Raw genomic sequence first — 18,239 nt, 5'->3', positions numbered from 1 at the left:
AAATATTATGTAAGCGATCTTGAAGTACCGCTTACAACTGAAGGTCTTGCAGAAAAAACAGATGGTAAAGGTTACATCAAATACGTAAGATTAAGTAAAATATAATACCATTACATTTCTAGAATACACTCAATGACTCTTTCTTTTTGGCGTTACGCACACTTGGCTTTGGCCCTATTTTCTTCTATTTTTTTGCTTTTGGCTTCGGTAACAGGAATCATTCTGGCGGTCGATGCGGTTCAAGAAAAAACACTTCCGTACAAAGCAGAAGATTTTAATAAAATAACTTTAGGCGAAACGCTTCCAATTTTAAAGAAAAAGTATTCTGAAATTACAGAATTGAGTGTAGATTACAATCAATTTGTAACGCTCCAAGCTATTGATGGAGATGGAAATGACGTTAAAGCATACATTGATCCAAAAACTGGAAAAGTATTAGGAACTCCTGCAAAGAAAAGCGAATTCATAAATTGGATTACGAGTTTGCATCGTTCACTGTTTCTTCATGAAACAGGACGTTTTTTTGTGGGCGTAATTTCTTTTTGCTTGCTATTAATATCAATTTCGGGTTTCGTACTGGTTTTAAAAAGACAGCGCGGCATCCGAAATTTCTTTTCTAAAATAATCAAAGAATACTTTGCACAATATTACCATGTCCTTTTAGGAAGATTGGCTTTAATTCCGATTTTAATTATTTCGCTTACAGGAACTTATTTATCCCTAGAAAGATTTAACTTTTTTATGGGCGAAGAAAAAGTAAAACCTGTAAAAACAGAACTCTCAGAGAAAGCCCAAACAAGTTCAATTTTTAATACCACTTTATTATCTGATGTAAAGAAAATCGAATTTCCTTTTACTGATGATCCTGAAGAATTTTATATTATCGAATTGAAAGACCGAGAAATTGAAGTCAATCAGGTTACGGGAGCTGTAATTTCTGAAAAGCTTTCGCCAATGAGAACTCAATTTGCGGCATTAAGCTTAGATCTTCATACAGGAAGAATTAACGGAATCTGGGCGATTATTTTAGCTATAGCCTGCATTAACATTCTGTTCTTTATTTATTCTGGTTTTGCAATTACTTTAAAAAGAAGATCTAGTCGAATTAAGAATAAATTTAAAGCTAGCGAAAGCACTTTTATTCTTTTGGTTGGCTCAGAAAACGGAAGCACTTTCCGATTTGCCAATTCAATTCAGAAACAATTAATTGATCACGGGCAGAAAGTTTTTGTCAGTGAATTGAATAAATTTTCCGCATATCCAAAAGCAGAACATATTATTGTTTTTACTTCAACTCATGGTTTAGGAGACGCTCCTTCTAACGGAACGCAATTCAAAACTTTATTAGAGAAACAAAATCAAGATCAAAATATTAATTTCTCTGTGGTTGGTTTTGGTTCGAAATCGTATCCAGATTTTTGCCAGTTTGCTATTGAAATAGATCAGCTTTTAGGAAAACAAAAATGGGCAGATCGTTATTTGAATTTACAAACTGTAAATGATAAATCGGCGGTTGAGTTTGTAGAATGGATAAGATTATGGAGCGAGAAAACAGGAATTCCGCTGGCTACAACTCCATCATTATACAACCATATTCCGAAAGGTCTACAAAAATTAATGGTTTTGGATAAAACACCAATTTCTGAAACCGAACATACTTTTATTCTAACTTTAAGAGCTAGTTCTAGAGTTAAATTTAGTTCGGGCGATTTATTGGCAATTTATCCTGCTAACGATTCTAGAGAACGCCTCTACTCGATTGGAAATCATTCTGGAAATATTCAATTGGTTGTAAAATTGCATCCAAACGGATTGGGGTCTGGCTTTTTGAATGCTTTAGAACCTGGAAATGTTATAAAAGCTCAGATTGTAAAAAATCCTGCTTTTCATCTTCCTAAAAAAGTTCAAAAAGTGGCTTTTATTTCTAACGGAACAGGAATTGCTCCTTTCTTAGGAATGATTGAACAAAATAAAGCAAAACAAGAACTTCATTTGTATAGCGGATTTAGAATGGAGACACCAACTTTAATGGCTTACAAAAAGTTTGCTGACATTATGATTCAGAAAGAACATCTGGATAATTTTCATGTCGCTTTATCGCGTGAAGCAGAACATATTTATGTGATGGATTTGATTAAAAGAGATTCCTCTTTCTTTACGAATCTATTTAAAAAAGGTGGTGTCGTTATGATTTGTGGTTCACTTGCCATGCAGAAAGATGTTGAATCAATTTTAAATGAACTGTGTCTTTCAAAAGGACTAAAAACACTTGAAGAATATAAAGCGAATAAACAATTTTTAACGGATTGTTATTAGAGTAATTTTAGATTGTTGATTTTCAACTTTCGACTTTCGACTTTTTAATACATTTTCATGCATAAATTATTATCCTATAAAATTTCATTCTTTTTTGTAATTATTTGCTGTTTATCTACACATTCGCAAGTATTACGAAAAAGAACTACGCTTTTGATGGGCGGACGTTTTGATATTTCTATTGTAGACAAAGATACTCTTTCTGCAGAAAAAAATATAGATGAAGTTATAGCTGAAATTACACGAATTGAAAATTTAATTTCCGATTGGAAACCCACTTCTCAAGTTTCTGAAGTGAATCAGAATGCGGGAATAAAACCCATTCAAGTAGATCGCGAAGTTTTTGAATTGGCACAAAGAGCCATTAAACTTTCTAAAATTACAAATGGCGGATTTGATGTTAGTTTTGCTGCTTTAGACCGTATTTGGAAATTTGACGGTTCGATGACTGAAATGCCTTCAGCGGAAGCCATAAAAAAATCTGTTGAGAAAGTTGGTTATAAAAACATCATTTTAGACAGCACAGCATCGACTATTTTCTTAAAGCTAAAAGGAATGAAAATTGGTTTTGGTGCTTTAGGCGAGGGTTATGCAACTGATAAATGCCGCGCCATGATGATCGCAAAAGGTGTTCAAGCTGGCATTGTAAACGGTTCTGGTGACATGAGCACTTGGGGAAAACAGCCCAACGGAAAAGATTGGAAAATCGGAATCACGAATCCGTTTAAGCCTGAGAAGATTTTAGCTGCCGTTCCGCTAAAAGAGGGCGCTGTAACTACTTCTGGCAGTTATGAAAAGTTTGTTGTTTTTAACGGAAAACGTTACTCACACATTATAAATCCTGCAACTGGTTATCCTGCAACTGGTTTATGCAGTGTTACGGTTTTTGGTCCGAACGCAGAAACCGCTAACGGATTAAGCACTTCTATGATGGTTTTGGGACAAAAAGAAGGTTTGCTTTTACTTCAAAAATTTCCTAATTATAGTTGTGTAATGATTACTGATAAAGGGAAAGTTGTTAAGTCTAAGAACTTCTCTTATAAATTATGAGTTATGAATTATGAGTTATGAATTGCCTCCGGTTTTAGCTGGGGGATAAATAATTCTACATAAAAGGCTTTAGCCAAAATAAGTTTGGCTAAAGCCTTTTTCATTTGTTTTAAAAATGACCTCCAGCTAAAGCTGGAGGCAACTCATAAATCAACTTTGCGTCTTAGCGACTTTGCGAGATTATTTCATTTCAATGATCAGAAAAATACTTTGCGCATATCCTTCGACTTCGCTCAGGAAGACAACCGAATCATCAATTCGTAACTCACAACTCATAACTCACAACTCATAACTCATAATTCATAACTCATAATTCATAACTCATAACTCATAACTCATAATTCATAACTCAAAAAAAATAATATTAAAATAACATTAGAATCTTCATTGCAATTCTAATAATCTTCTAATTACTTTATTTAGATTAAATTTAAATTATCATATAAGTTTGCAGCACTTTTACACGCAGACTCAATATGAGAACAATTTTACTACTATTTTTATTTACCATTTCAGCGTGGTCACAAACTGGAAATCTTACAGGAAAAGTGACTTTTGGAACCGATGAATTAGCTTATGGTTCATCAATTATTATTAAAGGAACTCAAAAATATGCTATTGTTAATGATTTTGGTCGTTACGATTTTAAGGGTTTAAAATACGGAGAGTATATCTTGGAAACCTCTTCTATGGAAGGTCAAACAAGAACTACAAAAATTACTATCAACAAACCGAATACAGAACTTAATATTTCTTTAGACCGAAATGGGCCTAAAGATTTACAAGAAGTTGTAATCAAAAAATCTTCTATTAGAAAAGAAATAATGGAGAAAGGTTTTGCTGTAAATGTTATCGAAACACAGGAAGCGGCAAAAAGAAATCTTCAAACCAACGATTTATTGGATCGTTCTGGAGGTGTCAGAATTAGACAAAATGGAGGTTTAGGTTCTGCTGTAACTTACAACATTAACGGGATGTCTGGAAATGCTATTCGTATTTTTATTGATGGAATTCCTATTCAAACTTATGGCGCTTCGTTCAGCTTAAATAGTATACCGCCAGCTTTAATTGAAAGAATTGAAGTTTACAAAGGTGTTGTTCCTGCAAATTTAGCAGATGATTCTCTCGGTGGCGCCATTAATGTGATTCTTAAAAAAGGATCCAAAAACATGATTGCGGCTTCGGTTTCTTATGGTTCTTTTAATACTATCCAATCGAACTTTAGTACAACTTATAGAGACAAATCTGGTTTTACTGTTAAAGCCAATGGATTTCAAAATTATTCTGACAATGACTATGAAGTTTGGGGAAGATTTGTATATAATATTGCTCCTAACGGACGCTATGAATATATTAGGGCGAAACGTTTTGAAAGCATGTACAGATCCTATGGAGGAAGACTTGAAGCGGGTTTTACTGATGTGAAATGGGCAGATAATTTTTCTATCAGTTATAATGGTTCTGAAGATTATAATCAGATTCAGCACGGTCAGTACATGACTAAACCTTATAAAGGACGTTTTAGTGAATCTGCCGCAAATGTTTTTAGTCTTAATTATAATAAAAAAGATTTCTTAATCAAGAATCTAGATTTCTCGATAATTTCTGTTTACAGCCATAGAAATGATATGGTTAACGACACAGTAAAGTGGAATTACAACTGGAATGGTGAAAAAGCTATAGGATTATATGGTGAGCCTATTTTGTCTGTATTTGGCGCACAACAGGGAGCACCTACAATGAACCATCAAAAATTGAATATTTTTAATACAAGAGCTGGTTTAACGTATAACATTTCTAAAAATCATAAGATTCTTGCGAACGGAATGTTTTATACTGTTGACAGAAATGATAAAGATGAGATGCTGCCAGAATTGATTCGTAATTTTTTGGCTACGAGAGATTTGGATAAATCTGTTACTTCTTTTGCTTATGAAATGCAGGCTTTTCAAGCACGCCTAAAAGCTAACTTTTTTGTCAAAAATTATTATTTAAAAAGAGAACAAGTTACCCCCACAATATTAATAGGCCAAGATGGTCAGAGGTCTGTGATTATGGATACTGACATTAGAAATACGAACTTTACAGGATATGGTTTTGCATCTTCATATGCTGTTGTTCCAAAGGCATTGATTATGTTTTCTGCAGAAAAAGCAATTCGATTGCCAAATGAGAATGAAATATTTGGACTTCCAGGCCAAAACATTTTAAGCAATCCTAATTTAGGTCCCGAACAAAGTAATAATTTCAATGTTGGTTTACGATTAGGACCTTATTTAATTAATAATCATAAGTTTTCATTCTATGGAAATGCTTTCTGGAGAAATATTCAAGATAAAATTGTACAGCAAATAAGTAATCGAGTTAATGAAGCCGTTCAAGCTACCCCATTCGTAAATTTAGGAAAAACACAATCTGTAGGTTTTGAAACATCTATTCAATACTCATTTAAAGAAAGATTATTCGCAGGAGTAAATCTTTCAAAATTCAATTCTATATATAAAGATAGGTACGATGAAAATGGAAATACCATTATTCACTATAATAAACAGCTCCCAAACGAGCCTTATTTTACTGTAAATGGAAATCTTCAATATAATTTTAAAAATGTAATTCAAAGTAAATCAGAATTAAACCTCTATTACTACTGCGGTTATGTAGCTCCTTTTTACACTTCTTGGCTTGAAATTGACAGAACAACAGCTCAGTTTCCTCAGGATTTAGGTCTAAGTTATGCCTTCCCAAACAAACAATTTGTAGTGAGTTTTGATGCTAAAAATATTTTCGATGAGCAAGTCTATGACAATTTCGCCGCTCAAAAACCAGGTAGAGCTTTTTACATCAAGCTCAATTATACGATCAGTAAATTTTAATCACATTATAAATAACTAATTTTTTAAATCCATAAATATGAAAAAAAACACATTAAAAGTATTAACCTCTGGTTTATTACTAGGTGCGTTAGCGCTAACCACTTCTTGCAGTAGTGATGACAATAATAAAAATACAGAACCAGTAAACCCAGTAACAGACGGAAGATGGATTACTGTAGCAGGAGCTTTAATGCAAACCGATCCAGGAGATGGAAATGGTGGAACAAGAGTTTATTCTATCAGTAAAGAAAATGCAATCGATCCTAATTTTTCTGTAAATGTTTACGATAATGGTATGGCTGTTCAATCTAGCAGAACGGCTCGTTTACAATCTTCTGTAGACGGAAATACTCTTTTCAACATCACTTACACAGGTGCAAATGGTGGAGAGTTTATGACTTACAAAGTAAATGGAGGAAAAAGTTTTACTGAATCTACAGCAAAAGTTAACATTTCTCAATATGCAGGAACATCTCCAAGATGGAATAAAATTTTTGATGGAGATAAAACTGGTATTGCAGTAAATGTAACTGCTCCAGTGGTAAACACGAATCCAGATAAAACATACAAGTACACTAGAGGAACTGCTACTGTATTATCTTTAGATATGCAGCAAACTTTAATTTCTGCTTTTAAACAATATGAACTTCCATTAACTGCTGAAGAAGAAGCACAAGGACACCACATTTTCCGCTTAGATGCTCCAACATTAAACAAAGCTGGAGATAAATTAATCATTGGAACATGGATGCGTAAAACAGATCCTGCAACAGGACAAAATCAGGCAACTTTTACACGTTTAGGATCTAAATCTCTTATAGTTGATTATCCTGCTTTAACAAATCCTCAAATTATTACTTCGACAGTTGCTTTTGGTGACACAAGTGGTTTTAGAAGCTTTAACAGTTTTGTTGGAACTGACGGAAATATTTATCAAGCAACACAAAGAGATACTGAAAAAGGTTCTTATATTTTAAAAATCAATCAAAACAATCAATATGACAATTCTTATGTGTTTAGCTTAGATACAGCTTTAGGAGTAAAAGGAACTTACATTGATGCTTGGAGATATGCTGGAAACGGAATTGCTTATGCAGTTTATACTCAAAATGGGACCGATCAAGGTTTCTTAGCAAGACTTGATTTAAACACAAGAACAGCTACAAAAGTAGAAGGTATTGAGTATGATGCTAATTTAGATTTTGGTCAATACCAAGGTTTTGTAGTTGATGGAAATAATTTCTACATCGCTGTTACACCAGTTGGAAAGGATGGTAACATTTATGTAATTGATATTCCTTCTGGAAAAGTTACTAAAGGTGCAAAATTGGTTAACAAACCAGGAAACCACTACATTGGGGTATTCTAAAAATATACAACTGTGAAAACAGTCTGTGAAAATTCATCACTTGAGTTTTTTTTTAATCGAACATTCCGCTTCTATTTATAGTAAGCGGAATGTTTTTTTATAATTAAAATTTTGAAGCAAATTCTGCTGCAAAATCTTCTAATTTAATTTTACCAGTTGCATTTCCATCATTATTTAAGAAATCGGCAGCAATGGTTTCGTTTCTTAATCCAGATCCCATTTCGGTATATAAACCAGCCATTTCTTCTGGAACTCCAGCTTGAATCATTCCTGCTAAATATTGCTCATCTGTAAATTCAATCCAAGGAAGTTCTGGTTTGCCAATTGCAGTTCCAAATGCTTTTACAATTTCTGAAGGTGTTTTTACATCACTAATGATATAACGAATATTTTTACCTTCTTGATTTTTCTGTAATTCTTCGGCAGCAGCATTTGCAATATCTTCTGGATGCACTAACGGAATACGATTTGATGCTGGAAAATTTGCTCCCATAATCCCTGCTCCTTTTATCATCGGGATGTCATTATAGAAATTAATGTAGAAATATCCTGCTCTTAAAAATGTGATAGAAACGTCTAATTTCTCGTAAATCTTCTCAATATTATACAAACCTGCAATTGGCCCATTTCCTGTTGGTAAATCTGCTCCAATGCTGCTTAACATTACGACTCTTTTAATATTGGCTGTTTGGATTGCTTTCGCGAAAGCGGCACCAGCATCGGTAGTATTTTTAACAATATTTACTCCACCCATATTTGGAGGCGTCATCGCAAAAAGAGCATCTGCACCAGTAAAAGTTTTAGAAAGAAAATCAGCATCACTAACTGATCCTATTGCGGCTTTTGCCCCTAAATCTTCAATAGCAGATTTTCTATCTGCTTTACTGCTAATAACAGTTACATCGTGTCCTGATTGTACTAATTGTACCGTTAGTGGCTTTCCTATGTTTCCTAATGAACCTGAGATTATAATTTTCATCTTAAAATGTTTTTTATTTAACAAGACAAAGGTATCTTTGTACTTACTTTTACACAAGTACTTACCCTAAAGTATGTATCATGACAGCAATTAAAGAATCGTCTACTATTCAGGAAAACAAGCAGTATGCGTTGGAAAAATGTCCTGTAACTTTTGTTATGGAGAAAATTGGAGGTTACTGGAAACCTATTATTTTATATCATTTATCGACTGGAGATAAACGTTACAGCGAATTGAAAAGAGCAATTCCTGCTGTAACAGAAAAAATGCTTATTCAGCACTTAAAACAACTGGAAGCAGATGGATTGGTCATTCGTGAAGCAAAACCCGTTGTACCTCCGTTTGTAACTTATAAATTAAGTAATGCAGGAAATGGTTTGCTTCCTGTAATTGATGCCATGGCTTCATGGGCTTTCAAAATGAAAGACGGCGTCTATAATATTTAATAGACACCGTCTTTTCTAACAAACAAAAACTAATTAACTTAACTTTTATGTGAAACTGAACAGGCATTAATTTCACTAGTCGACTTAATTTATTGTATTGAATAATGCTTTATTTAATTCTGTTTGATAAAAACCAAAGCTTCTTCATAATTGGCAATTTGTATGAGTGCGTTATAAATATATTTAGCAACTAACGCTCCTCCATTTGAATTAATCAGCTCAATATCATCATCTGGCGTGTGGTATTGCGGATGTCCGCCTGTATGGAAACCAACTGCCGCAATAGATTCTTTATAAAAAGAAACATGATCTGAACCGCCGACATCTCCTGCATGAATAACAGGATTTAATCCTGAGTTTTCTTGCAGTTTTCTCATTAATTCTACACCGTTCGGAAAAGTTCCTGCTCCGCCCATATAAAGCTCTTTTTTATCATTTAATCTTCCGACCATGTCCATATTCAGCATTACTTTTATGGCTTCTTTGGGAACCGGAGAATGATTAATAAAATACTTTGAACCAAGCAACCCTTCTTCTTCTCCACTAAACGAAATAAAAATGATGCTTCTTTTTGGTTTTACTTTTTGTTTCGAAATTTCTTCTAAAATGCACAACAAAGCTGAAACTCCCGACGCATTATCATCTGCTCCGTTATGAATGGCAAAAGCCTCTTTCTTTTTACTTCCAGAACCTTGTCCGCCCCAGCCCCAGTGATCATAATGCGCACCGATTACTATGTATTCGTTTTTTAAATTGGGATCTGAACCTTCAATATAACCAACAACATTTTGCGTTGCCACTGTATCCGATTTCATTTTATTGATTCCTTCTTTGACAAATACTTTGAAAGGCTGATAGAAACTATCTTTGAATTGCTGTAAACCATATTTCTTAAAATATTTTTTGATATATGCAGCTGCATCGTTATTTCCTTTAGTTCCTACAAAACGTCCTTCCAATTTATCTGATGAAAGAAATTTGTCATGTTTGTAAAAAGTCTTAGCCATTTGTGCATTCACGAAAGTGCAGCAAAAAAATGCAGTTGTAAAAAGAAGTTTTAATTTCATATTTAATTATCTATAAATGAGACGCGGATGAAACGGATTTGCTTTGCAAAAACGCGGATACACACAGATATTATACAAAAACAGAATAAAAAAATCCGTAAAAAATCAGCGTTTTCACGAAGTGAATCCGTTTTATCAGCGTTCTATTATCTTATAAATCAAAAGAAATATGTTTAATATATTTTCGATCATAAGTATACAAAACATGTATTTTCTTGTCAGTGGTTTGGATAATGGCTGGATAACTGAATTCTCCTTTTTCTTCTTTTTCTAGATCGAATAATTTAGTCCATTTTAAACCATCTTTAGAATATTCTACGTCTAAAATATTACGTCCGTTAAACCAGTCTTTTCCAATTGGAAGCGGATTATTTACTAATAAAAACAGATTTTTGTTTACCGTTAGAGCATCGATACCCGAATTTGAATTAATGACATTTATGGTATTTGTTCTTATCCAGCTTTTGCCATTGTCTCCCGACCAGCTCGAAACTACTTTATTGTGTTTGCTTCGAGACAGCATCTGAATATCGCTCTTACTATGAATTAAAAATGTGGGCTGAATGATATCGAAATTTTGATTGTTTTCTACCGCAATTTTCTTCCAAGAATCTGTAGCTTCTGTATATTCTTCAACATGCACGCGCCATTCGTCTGTACTCACACTTTCTGTGCTGCTTCCGCATAAAATTACACCAGGAGTAGTTTCGATTGGTTTGTTTCGAATTGGCCCTAAAATTCCTTCTGGAAGATATTTTGGTTCTCCCCATGTTGTTCCGTTATCTTTCGAAACCATCATAGCGCCAAACCATTCCCTTGGATTTTTTCCAATTTTATAAAACAAATATAAATTCTGACTTTTGCTTTTAAACAAAACCGGATTCCAACAAGGAAGCGTATCTCCGTTTTTAATCAATGGCTGAATTAATTCTTTTGGTGCAGACCATTTCTTGTCTTTATAAGCCGAAATATAAATTCCGACATCTTTTGCACCTTCATATTTTCCGCCAAACCAAGCGGCTAGAATTTCGTTTGGTTTGTATTCAACCAAAGTTGAGGCATGGCTATTTGTTGTAACAGGCGGATCGGCAATATAACTGCTTTCGATATTAACAGCCTTAATTTGTGCTTTTATTTCACTAGAAAAAAGAAATAAAGCCAATAGCGCTGCAACAGTATATTTTGTCTTTAAAATCATTTTATTTTGATGAAAATTAATAATTGTATGTTATGAATTAAAGTTGGGGCAAAAATTCACTGGAGTATTTATAAAACAAAAGGAGAGTTACCTCTCCTTCTGCTCAAGTAACAAATCGATTGATCTTTTACTTTACCAAATTAATTATTTTGTGTCCCACCAAAGTCTTGTTCCACCAGAATCTGGACCTCCTAATTTAGAGATTCCTTCATCTACGCCTGCTTTGTTTGATGAGTACTCATTTGTCGTGTAAATAATTCTTTTCATCAAAGATTTACCCACTCCAGCATCTGGATTATCTGTATTTAAAATTGGATAGATTACTTTAGCATCGCTTCTTCTTAAATCTGCCCAAGACTCCCAAGATTCAGGGAAAATTGCTAAGTACTTTTGAACTGCAATTTGTGTTCTTTGATTTGATTCTGTTGAAGACCAAGCAACTGGTAATTTTACTGGAATATCTTGTAAATCTAATGTAGGATATACTGTTAAAACGTTTGGCAAAGTTGGTAGAGTTGATCCTGAAATATAAGCATTAATTGCTGTTGCATCAGTAATTCCCCATTGTATCATAGATAATCTAATACCAGCCTCATACAAAGTTTTAGCATCTCCGCCCATGTTCCATCCATTTAAAGCTCCTTCTGCTCTACTTAAGTAGTTTTCAGAAGCCATAAAGATTTCGATGTTTTTAGTTTCGCTAAGTGTGTTAGCTGCTCCATTTCCTAAAACATCATTATTAAAAGTAGAGAATTTAGTAGCTCCAAATTGATCTTGTAAACCTCCAACTGGTTTTCCTCTATAAACTCCTATATCAATTGGAGAGAACCATTTTGCTAAACGCGGATCGTTATATCCTACTAAAATACTTTCCATAGAAGAAGTCATTACATAACCCCAGCTGTTTACAATCATGTTTAAATTGTTTGGAGTAATGTTACTAACTTTAAAGTATGCACTTTGATCGTTTGTTTGCATAACTCCTGCTGCTACAGCAGCTTCAGCTTGAGTTTTTGCTCTTGCAGGATCTTTATCAGAAATTCTTAAAGCTAAACGTAATCTCAAACTGTTTCCAAAAACTCTCCATTTGTCAACATTACCTGCATAAACTCTATCATTTGGTGCAAGAGAGGCAACAGAAGTTGCAGAAGTAGAGGTTAATGTTGCATTTGCCTCGTCTAATAATTTAAAGAAATCGTCGTAAATAAAATCTACACTATCATAAGGTACACTTTCTTTACCATTACCAGCTTGAGTGTAAGGAAGTGGGCCATAAGCATCAACCATTTGGTTGTACATAAAAACTTTCCAAATTTTTAAAACTGCCAATGCTTCTGTATTTCCTTCAGACGCTTTAATTGCATTGTTTAAGGCAGGAACTGCAACGGTATAAAATTTTGACCATGCACGCCCTTCATATCCATTAACAAAAGCATTTCTTTCTGTACCATAAGGAACACTATGATATTGCACAAAAACAGATGGCAAAATACCTGTTGCAATTCCCCATGTTCCATGATCATCAACTCCTGGAGACGAATAAGAACCGTTGTGAATTCCTGCATATAATGCAGATGCAAATGCTGGACCAGCTAATGTTGCATCTAACTGATCTTCAGTCAATGAATTAGGATCTTTGTTTATTTCATCAAAATCGCTAGTACAACTTGATAAAATCGAAACTGCCATTAATGCAACTCCTAATGTTTTTATTTTAAAACTATATTTCATGATATCTCTTTTTTAATTAAAATCCGAATTTAACATTCACTCCATAATCTCTTGTTGATGGAATGTTGAAAGATTCTATCCCTTGTAAGTTACCTGTACCTGCTCCAGCTTCTGGATCAAAGTATTTAGCTTTGTTTAAGAAGAAGAACAAGTTTCTACCTACTAATGAGAAATCGATGCTTGTAAATCCTGAGTTACCTAATAAACGTTTTGGCATTGAGTAACCAAAAACAAGCTCTCTTAATCTGATGTTTGTTGCATCATAAATAAATGGTTCTGCAATTGGAGTTCTTTGTCCGATTGCTGTCCAATATTGTTCAGCGTTAATGCTTGTTGTATTTTTAGTGTAAGTTCCGTTTCCGTTATCTACAACACCATCAACAATGATTCCGCCATTTCTTCCTGCTAAAGTAATATCGCTTACCCCTAAACCAGCTTGTCTAGCTTGAGTGTATGAAATAACTTCGCCACCAATTCTGAAATCAACTAAGAAACTTAAAGAGAAATCTTTGTATTTAAAGTTGTTTTTAAAACCTGCAGTCCAATCTGGGTTAAAGTTACCAGCGCGAACATCAAAACCATTTGTTGCTAATGGAATACCTGCGCTATTTACAAGAATTTCTCCAGCATCATTTCTTTGGAAACCTTTAATGTATAAATCACCATACTCACCTCCAACAACAACTTTACTTCTAACTAAACGTCCCTCACCAATTACTAACTCTTCTCTTCCTTCAAAGATAGATTTTACTTTTGATTTATAAGAAGCGTAATTTGCTGTAATATCCCAAGTAAAGTTTTCTGTTTGAATTGGAGTTGCAGTAAGCGTTAACTCGATACCTTTATTTTCAATATCACCACCATTTACAATAGCTCTAGAGAATCCAGAAGACTCAGGTGTATTAATGTAGAAGATTTGATTATTAGTTAATGTATTGAAATACGTGAAATCTAAACCTAAACGGTTGTTGAAGAATCTAACATCAGCACCTAACTCTGTAGAAGAAGAAATCTCTGGTTTTAAGTTTGGATTTGCTTTTGTATTTTGTCCGTACAACATACCACCATTTCCTCCAATGTAAGAGAATCTTTGTTGAGTCTGATACGGATCTGTATCGTTACCAACTTCTGCGTAAGAAGCTCTAACTTTAGCAAAACTAATTACTTCTGGTAATGTAAACATATCAGAAAGAACTGCAGAAAGTCCGAAAGATGGATAGAAATAATCTGTTGGTAATGTAGAAGACCAGTCATTTCTAGCTGTTAAATCTAAGAATAAATAGTTTCTGAAACCAATTTGACCAAATCCGTAAACAGAGTTAATTCTTTTTTCTGAAGCTGTAGAAGTAGATTGAACCGTTTGAACGTTTGATAAAGCGAAGTAATTTCTTTTACTTAAAACACCTCCAGAATTTAAAGCTGAATTATTTTGTTGCAATGAACTTGCACCAGCGTTAAGACCAACAGAGAAATCTCCGAATTTTTCATTATAAGAAAGTAAAGCATCAATGTTTAACTCGCTTACTGTTTCATAAGATTCACTATAAGAACCTAAGTTACTATTGAAAGCAGCCGTTGCATATCTGTTTCTTACGTTTTTGTTTGTCATTTGATCTAAACCAGCTCTACCTTGTAAGCTTAACGTTTTTGTAAACTCATATTTAAGAGAAGCTAAACCAATAAATCTATTTCTTTTATCTGTACGAGCATCGTCTCTTAAAGCAGACCAAAATGGGTTTCCACCTGGAGCTCCTGTTTCGTCAAGGAAATAGTTTACTTGTCTTTGTCCTGCAGCATCAATATATTCAAAGTCTTTGTAATCTCTGTAAGCGATACTACGAGGCAATAAATAAGCAGATGTTCCGATAGATTCTTCACCAGTTCTCAATAAGTTATCAATATCTTGAACGATGTAGTTTGTTTTTACATCTAAAGATAATTTATCAGAAATTTTGCTTGTCAATCTTAAATTAAGATTATGTCTGTCCATTTGGTTTCCTCCAACAATACCTTCAGCACGTGTGTTAGTATAAGAGAAATAACCTTGCGCTTTTTCGTTACCAGCTGTAACTGTTAAAGTGTTTGCTAAGTTATAACCTGTTTTGTAGAAATCAATAACGTTGTTTGGCTGTGGAGAATAACTTTGTGTAGCTGGCCCAGCATAATTTGGATTACGAACTAACTGCCAAGAAGAAACCTGACGTCCGTCTAAAGGCGCACCCCAGCTTGAGCTTGAGTTAGAAACATAATTTCCGTTTGTACCTTGTCCGTACTCATTTTGTAAATTCATCAAGTTATAAGCAGAAGATGCCATAAAGTTAGATGATAACGAAACTGAAGTTTTTCCAGATTTACCAGATTTAGTTGTAATTACGATTACACCATTTGATGCTCTAGAACCGTAAAGTGCCGCTGCAGATGGTCCTTTCAAAACAGTCATCGAAGCAATATCTTCAGGGTTAATGTTTGAGATACCATCAGGCTGTGTTGTTCCTCCTGTATCAATATCAGGATTTGTATTGGTTGTTCCGTTACTAATTGGCACACCATCTACTACATAAAGAGGCTGGTTGTTTCCGTTAAGAGATCTGTTACCTCTTAATGTAATTCTAGAAGAAGAACCAACACCATTAGAAGTTGTAGAGAAGTTAAGACCAGCAACTTTACCAGAAAGTGAGTTGGCAACGTTTAATGATCTTGCTTCAGACAATTCGTCTACAGAAACATTCTGCGCAGAATATGTAATTGCTTTTTTCTCTCTTTTAATACCAAGAGCGGTAACAACTACCTCTCCTAATTGCTGCGTATCTGGACCTAAAGATACGTTAATTGTAGATTGTGATCCAACAGCAACTTCTTTTGTAGAAGATCCTACATAAGTAAAAACTAAAACTGCTGATTGATTAGGACAATTAATGCTGTATTTACCATCAAAATCTGATGAAGCACTTGTTTTAGTTCCTTTAACAATAATATTTGCTCCAGGAATTGGAATTCCGCTTTGAGCATCTGTTATCGTTCCTTTTACTGTTGTCTGCGCTTGTAGGCTTTGAAACCCAAAAAGGCATATGACAAACAGTAATTTTAGTACGCTTTTAATCATATTAGTTGTTTTTTTAGAGTTAATAACATGTTAAACTTAAGAATACATTCTGTTAACAAAATATAATTTCGACAAATGACAATTTTTCAAAGGTGTTGGTAAATCTTTGGTCATATATTGAAAGAAAACGTTTTCATTTGTAATCCTACTCTGCCTTATAAAAAAGACCAAAATCTATTAATCGAATAGAAATTGGCCTTTTTTGATTGTATTCATTTTTTTAACTAAAAATCGTTTAAAATTATTCGGTGTTTAACACTTTTTAGTTAGAAACCTTGAATTTGGTTTTTAGAAGATCTATTGAGTTTCCGCCAACCATTACTTCGAAGTCTCCTGGCTCTACAACAAACTTCATTTGCCTGTTATACAGGCCTAATTCGTCTTTTGTAAGTGTAAATTCAACATTTTTTGTTTCTCCTTTTTTAATGTTCAATCGTTTAAAACCTCTTAAAGTTTTCTCCGGAGTTGTTACAGAACTGTAAACATCATTTACATATAATTGTACAACTTCATCTCCATCTAAATTTCCGGTATTTTTCACATCAACAGAAACTTTTACTTCTCCGTCTGGTTTGATTTCGTTTGCACTGATTTTTAAATTAGAATATTCAAACTTCGTGTAACTCAATCCGTAACCGAATGAATATAGAGGATGTTCGCTTTCTGCAACGTATTTATGTATCGCAGACGGTTTTTGGTTATAATATATAGGTAACTGTCCAACCGATTTTGGAACCGTAATCGGTAATCTACCACCTGGATTGTAATCTCCAAATAAAACATCTGCTACAGCTCTTCCTCCTAATTCTCCTGGAAACCATCCTTCTAAAACTGCTGGAATATTTTCAGCAATCCAGTTTGTAGAAAGCGGACGACCGTTTAATAACACACAAACTACTGGAGTTCCTGTTTTTTGAATCGCTTCAATCAATTCTTGTTGCATTCCGTGCAAATCCAAGCTTGCAACGTCTCTATTTTCCTCAACCAATTCGTTTGATTCTCCTAAAACTACAATTGCAACATCTGCCTTTTTAGCGGCATCGATTGCTGGCTGCATATCTACTTTTTCTAAGTTCCAACGTAAGTGAGCTCTAGCTCCCCAGCCGCCTTCCCACATTTCAATGCGGACTTTGTATTTCTTTCCTGCTTCAATATTTTTAGGAGTGGTAACAATGCTTGTTGCTCCTTTTGTCCAGTTGTCGATAACCAATTGATCATCAACCCACATTCTGATTCCGTCATCTGAACTTAAACCTAACCAACCATCAAACGATTTGTCTGATTGAATATAGCCCGTCCAACGAATAGAGAAATCATCCACATTTACACCATCGCCAGGAGCCCAAGGCCAGTCAAATTCTAATTGGCTGTCAATACGAGTTAAAGCTGGAGTTCCTTGTAGCTCTCTGTTATTGAAATATTCTCCCTTTAATCCGTTTTGAGATCCGTCTGAAGTGAATAAATATTTAGATGGAATAGCCTGCCCCTTTACGATCAAAGGAACACCTTCTTGGTAAACAACATTTGCTGTTTTTCCCATTATTTGTTGCACACCTTCGTAAACCGTCATTCCAACACTATTTTTAGGTGCATAACCTCCAAGTCTTGAAGCGTTTGCATTTGGCCCGATAACAGCAATGTTTTTAAGGTTTTTACTTAATGGCAAAATATTATTGTCATTTTTTAATAAAACCATTGATTTTTGAGCTGCTTCTAACGCAACAGCTTGGTTTTCTTTAGTATGAAAACGCTCTTTAATCAAGTTTTTATCTGTGTACGGATTTTCAAATAATCCCAATAAAAATTTCAAACGTAAAACTGCTCCCGCTGCACGGTCGATGTTTTCCATTGTCAATTTCTTTTCATTTACTAATTCAATAATTGTATTTTGCCAGAATTCATTAGAAAAATCGTAAAACTGCATATCAACTCCTGCAGAAACAGCTTCTCTAATCGCATCTTTTGGAGAATCAGCTACTTTGTGAGTTGTCTGAATGTATTTAATTGCTCCTAAATCTGAAACTACAAGTCCTTTAAAACTCCATTCGTTTCTCAAAACATCAGTCAATAACCAGTGATTTGCTGCACAAGGAATTCCGTCTAACTC

Annotated in this window: 11 protein-coding genes; 5 read left to right on the top strand and 6 right to left on the bottom strand. The window is 34.2% G+C overall.

What is annotated here, in order from left to right:
* Positions 1-132: 132 nt before the first annotated feature.
* The 4 genes from B3J44_RS02345 (at position 133) to B3J44_RS02330 (ending at position 7,608) form a co-directional block, all read left to right on the top strand.
* Positions 133-2,316 carry a PepSY domain-containing protein gene (locus B3J44_RS02345; protein WP_286965497.1) on the top strand — a complete coding sequence of 728 codons (2,184 nt, stop codon included), beginning with the start codon at positions 133-135 and terminating at the stop codon, positions 2,314-2,316.
* A 57-nt stretch (positions 2,317-2,373) separates the two neighbouring features.
* Positions 2,374-3,366, top strand: coding sequence for an FAD:protein FMN transferase (locus B3J44_RS02340; protein ID WP_286965495.1), 993 nt, complete (start codon positions 2,374-2,376; stop codon positions 3,364-3,366).
* A gap of 476 nt (positions 3,367-3,842) precedes the next feature.
* Entirely contained in the window at positions 3,843-6,239 is a 2,397-nt protein-coding gene (locus tag B3J44_RS02335) for a TonB-dependent receptor (RefSeq protein WP_286965492.1), read from the top strand.
* Positions 6,240-6,276: 37 nt separating this feature from the next.
* The gene (locus B3J44_RS02330; protein ID WP_286965489.1) at positions 6,277-7,608 is read left to right on the top strand and encodes a hypothetical protein; all 1,332 of its coding nucleotides are present in this window, start codon (positions 6,277-6,279) and stop codon (positions 7,606-7,608) included.
* Between the two features lie 103 nt (positions 7,609-7,711).
* Here the strand turns inward: B3J44_RS02330 and B3J44_RS02325 are convergent, their stop codons facing one another.
* Complete coding sequence (locus B3J44_RS02325) at positions 7,712-8,587, bottom strand: NAD(P)H-binding protein (protein WP_286965486.1); 876 nt, start codon at positions 8,585-8,587, stop codon at positions 7,712-7,714.
* Between the two features lie 80 nt (positions 8,588-8,667).
* Here B3J44_RS02325 and B3J44_RS02320 point away from each other — a divergent pair, with 80 nt between their 5' ends.
* Complete coding sequence (locus B3J44_RS02320) at positions 8,668-9,033, top strand: winged helix-turn-helix transcriptional regulator (protein ID WP_286965484.1); 366 nt, start codon at positions 8,668-8,670, stop codon at positions 9,031-9,033.
* Positions 9,034-9,146: 113 nt separating this feature from the next.
* On the opposite strand, the gene B3J44_RS02315 is transcribed toward B3J44_RS02320, so the two are convergent.
* The 5 genes from B3J44_RS02315 to B3J44_RS02295 all read right to left on the bottom strand — a co-directional run.
* Complete coding sequence (locus B3J44_RS02315) at positions 9,147-10,100, bottom strand: M20/M25/M40 family metallo-hydrolase (RefSeq protein WP_286965482.1); 954 nt, start codon at positions 10,098-10,100, stop codon at positions 9,147-9,149.
* 151 nt (positions 10,101-10,251) lie between these two features.
* A complete protein-coding gene (locus tag B3J44_RS02310; RefSeq protein WP_286965481.1) occupies positions 10,252-11,298 on the bottom strand; it encodes a sialidase family protein in 1,047 nt (348 codons plus the stop codon).
* Positions 11,299-11,442: 144 nt separating this feature from the next.
* Positions 11,443-13,029, bottom strand: a complete 1,587-nt coding sequence (locus tag B3J44_RS02305; RefSeq protein ID WP_286965480.1) for a SusD/RagB family nutrient-binding outer membrane lipoprotein — start codon at positions 13,027-13,029, stop codon at positions 11,443-11,445.
* A gap of 16 nt (positions 13,030-13,045) precedes the next feature.
* Complete coding sequence (locus B3J44_RS02300; RefSeq protein WP_286965477.1) at positions 13,046-16,132, bottom strand: SusC/RagA family TonB-linked outer membrane protein; 3,087 nt, start codon at positions 16,130-16,132, stop codon at positions 13,046-13,048.
* A 262-nt stretch (positions 16,133-16,394) separates the two neighbouring features.
* On the bottom strand, positions 16,395-18,239 hold a 1,845-nt coding region (locus B3J44_RS02295; protein WP_286965474.1), incomplete at its 5' end, for a glycoside hydrolase family 3 C-terminal domain-containing protein.

Origin of the sequence: Flavobacterium sp. UBA4854, from assembly GCF_002399805.1 — a bacterium.
In the GTDB taxonomy this organism is placed as follows: domain Bacteria; phylum Bacteroidota; class Bacteroidia; order Flavobacteriales; family Flavobacteriaceae; genus Flavobacterium; species Flavobacterium ginsengisoli.
This window is presented reverse-complemented; position numbering and strand designations above follow the sequence as displayed.

What these genes read in the sequence shown, in the direction of transcription:
- B3J44_RS02345 (WP_286965497.1), top strand. Translation starts at nt 133, where the DNA reads ATGACTCTTTCTTTTTGGCGTTACGCACACTTGGCTTTGGCCCTATTT.
- B3J44_RS02340 (WP_286965495.1), top strand. Translation starts at nt 2,374, where the DNA reads ATGCATAAATTATTATCCTATAAAATTTCATTCTTTTTTGTAATTATT.
- B3J44_RS02335 (WP_286965492.1), top strand. Translation starts at nt 3,843, where the DNA reads ATGAGAACAATTTTACTACTATTTTTATTTACCATTTCAGCGTGGTCA.
- B3J44_RS02330 (WP_286965489.1), top strand. Translation starts at nt 6,277, where the DNA reads ATGAAAAAAAACACATTAAAAGTATTAACCTCTGGTTTATTACTAGGT.
- B3J44_RS02325 (WP_286965486.1), bottom strand. Translation starts at nt 8,587, where the DNA reads ATGAAAATTATAATCTCAGGTTCATTAGGAAACATAGGAAAGCCACTA.
- B3J44_RS02320 (WP_286965484.1), top strand. Translation starts at nt 8,668, where the DNA reads ATGACAGCAATTAAAGAATCGTCTACTATTCAGGAAAACAAGCAGTAT.
- B3J44_RS02315 (WP_286965482.1), bottom strand. Translation starts at nt 10,100, where the DNA reads ATGAAATTAAAACTTCTTTTTACAACTGCATTTTTTTGCTGCACTTTC.
- B3J44_RS02310 (WP_286965481.1), bottom strand. Translation starts at nt 11,298, where the DNA reads ATGATTTTAAAGACAAAATATACTGTTGCAGCGCTATTGGCTTTATTT.
- B3J44_RS02305 (WP_286965480.1), bottom strand. Translation starts at nt 13,029, where the DNA reads ATGAAATATAGTTTTAAAATAAAAACATTAGGAGTTGCATTAATGGCA.
- B3J44_RS02300 (WP_286965477.1), bottom strand. Translation starts at nt 16,132, where the DNA reads ATGATTAAAAGCGTACTAAAATTACTGTTTGTCATATGCCTTTTTGGG.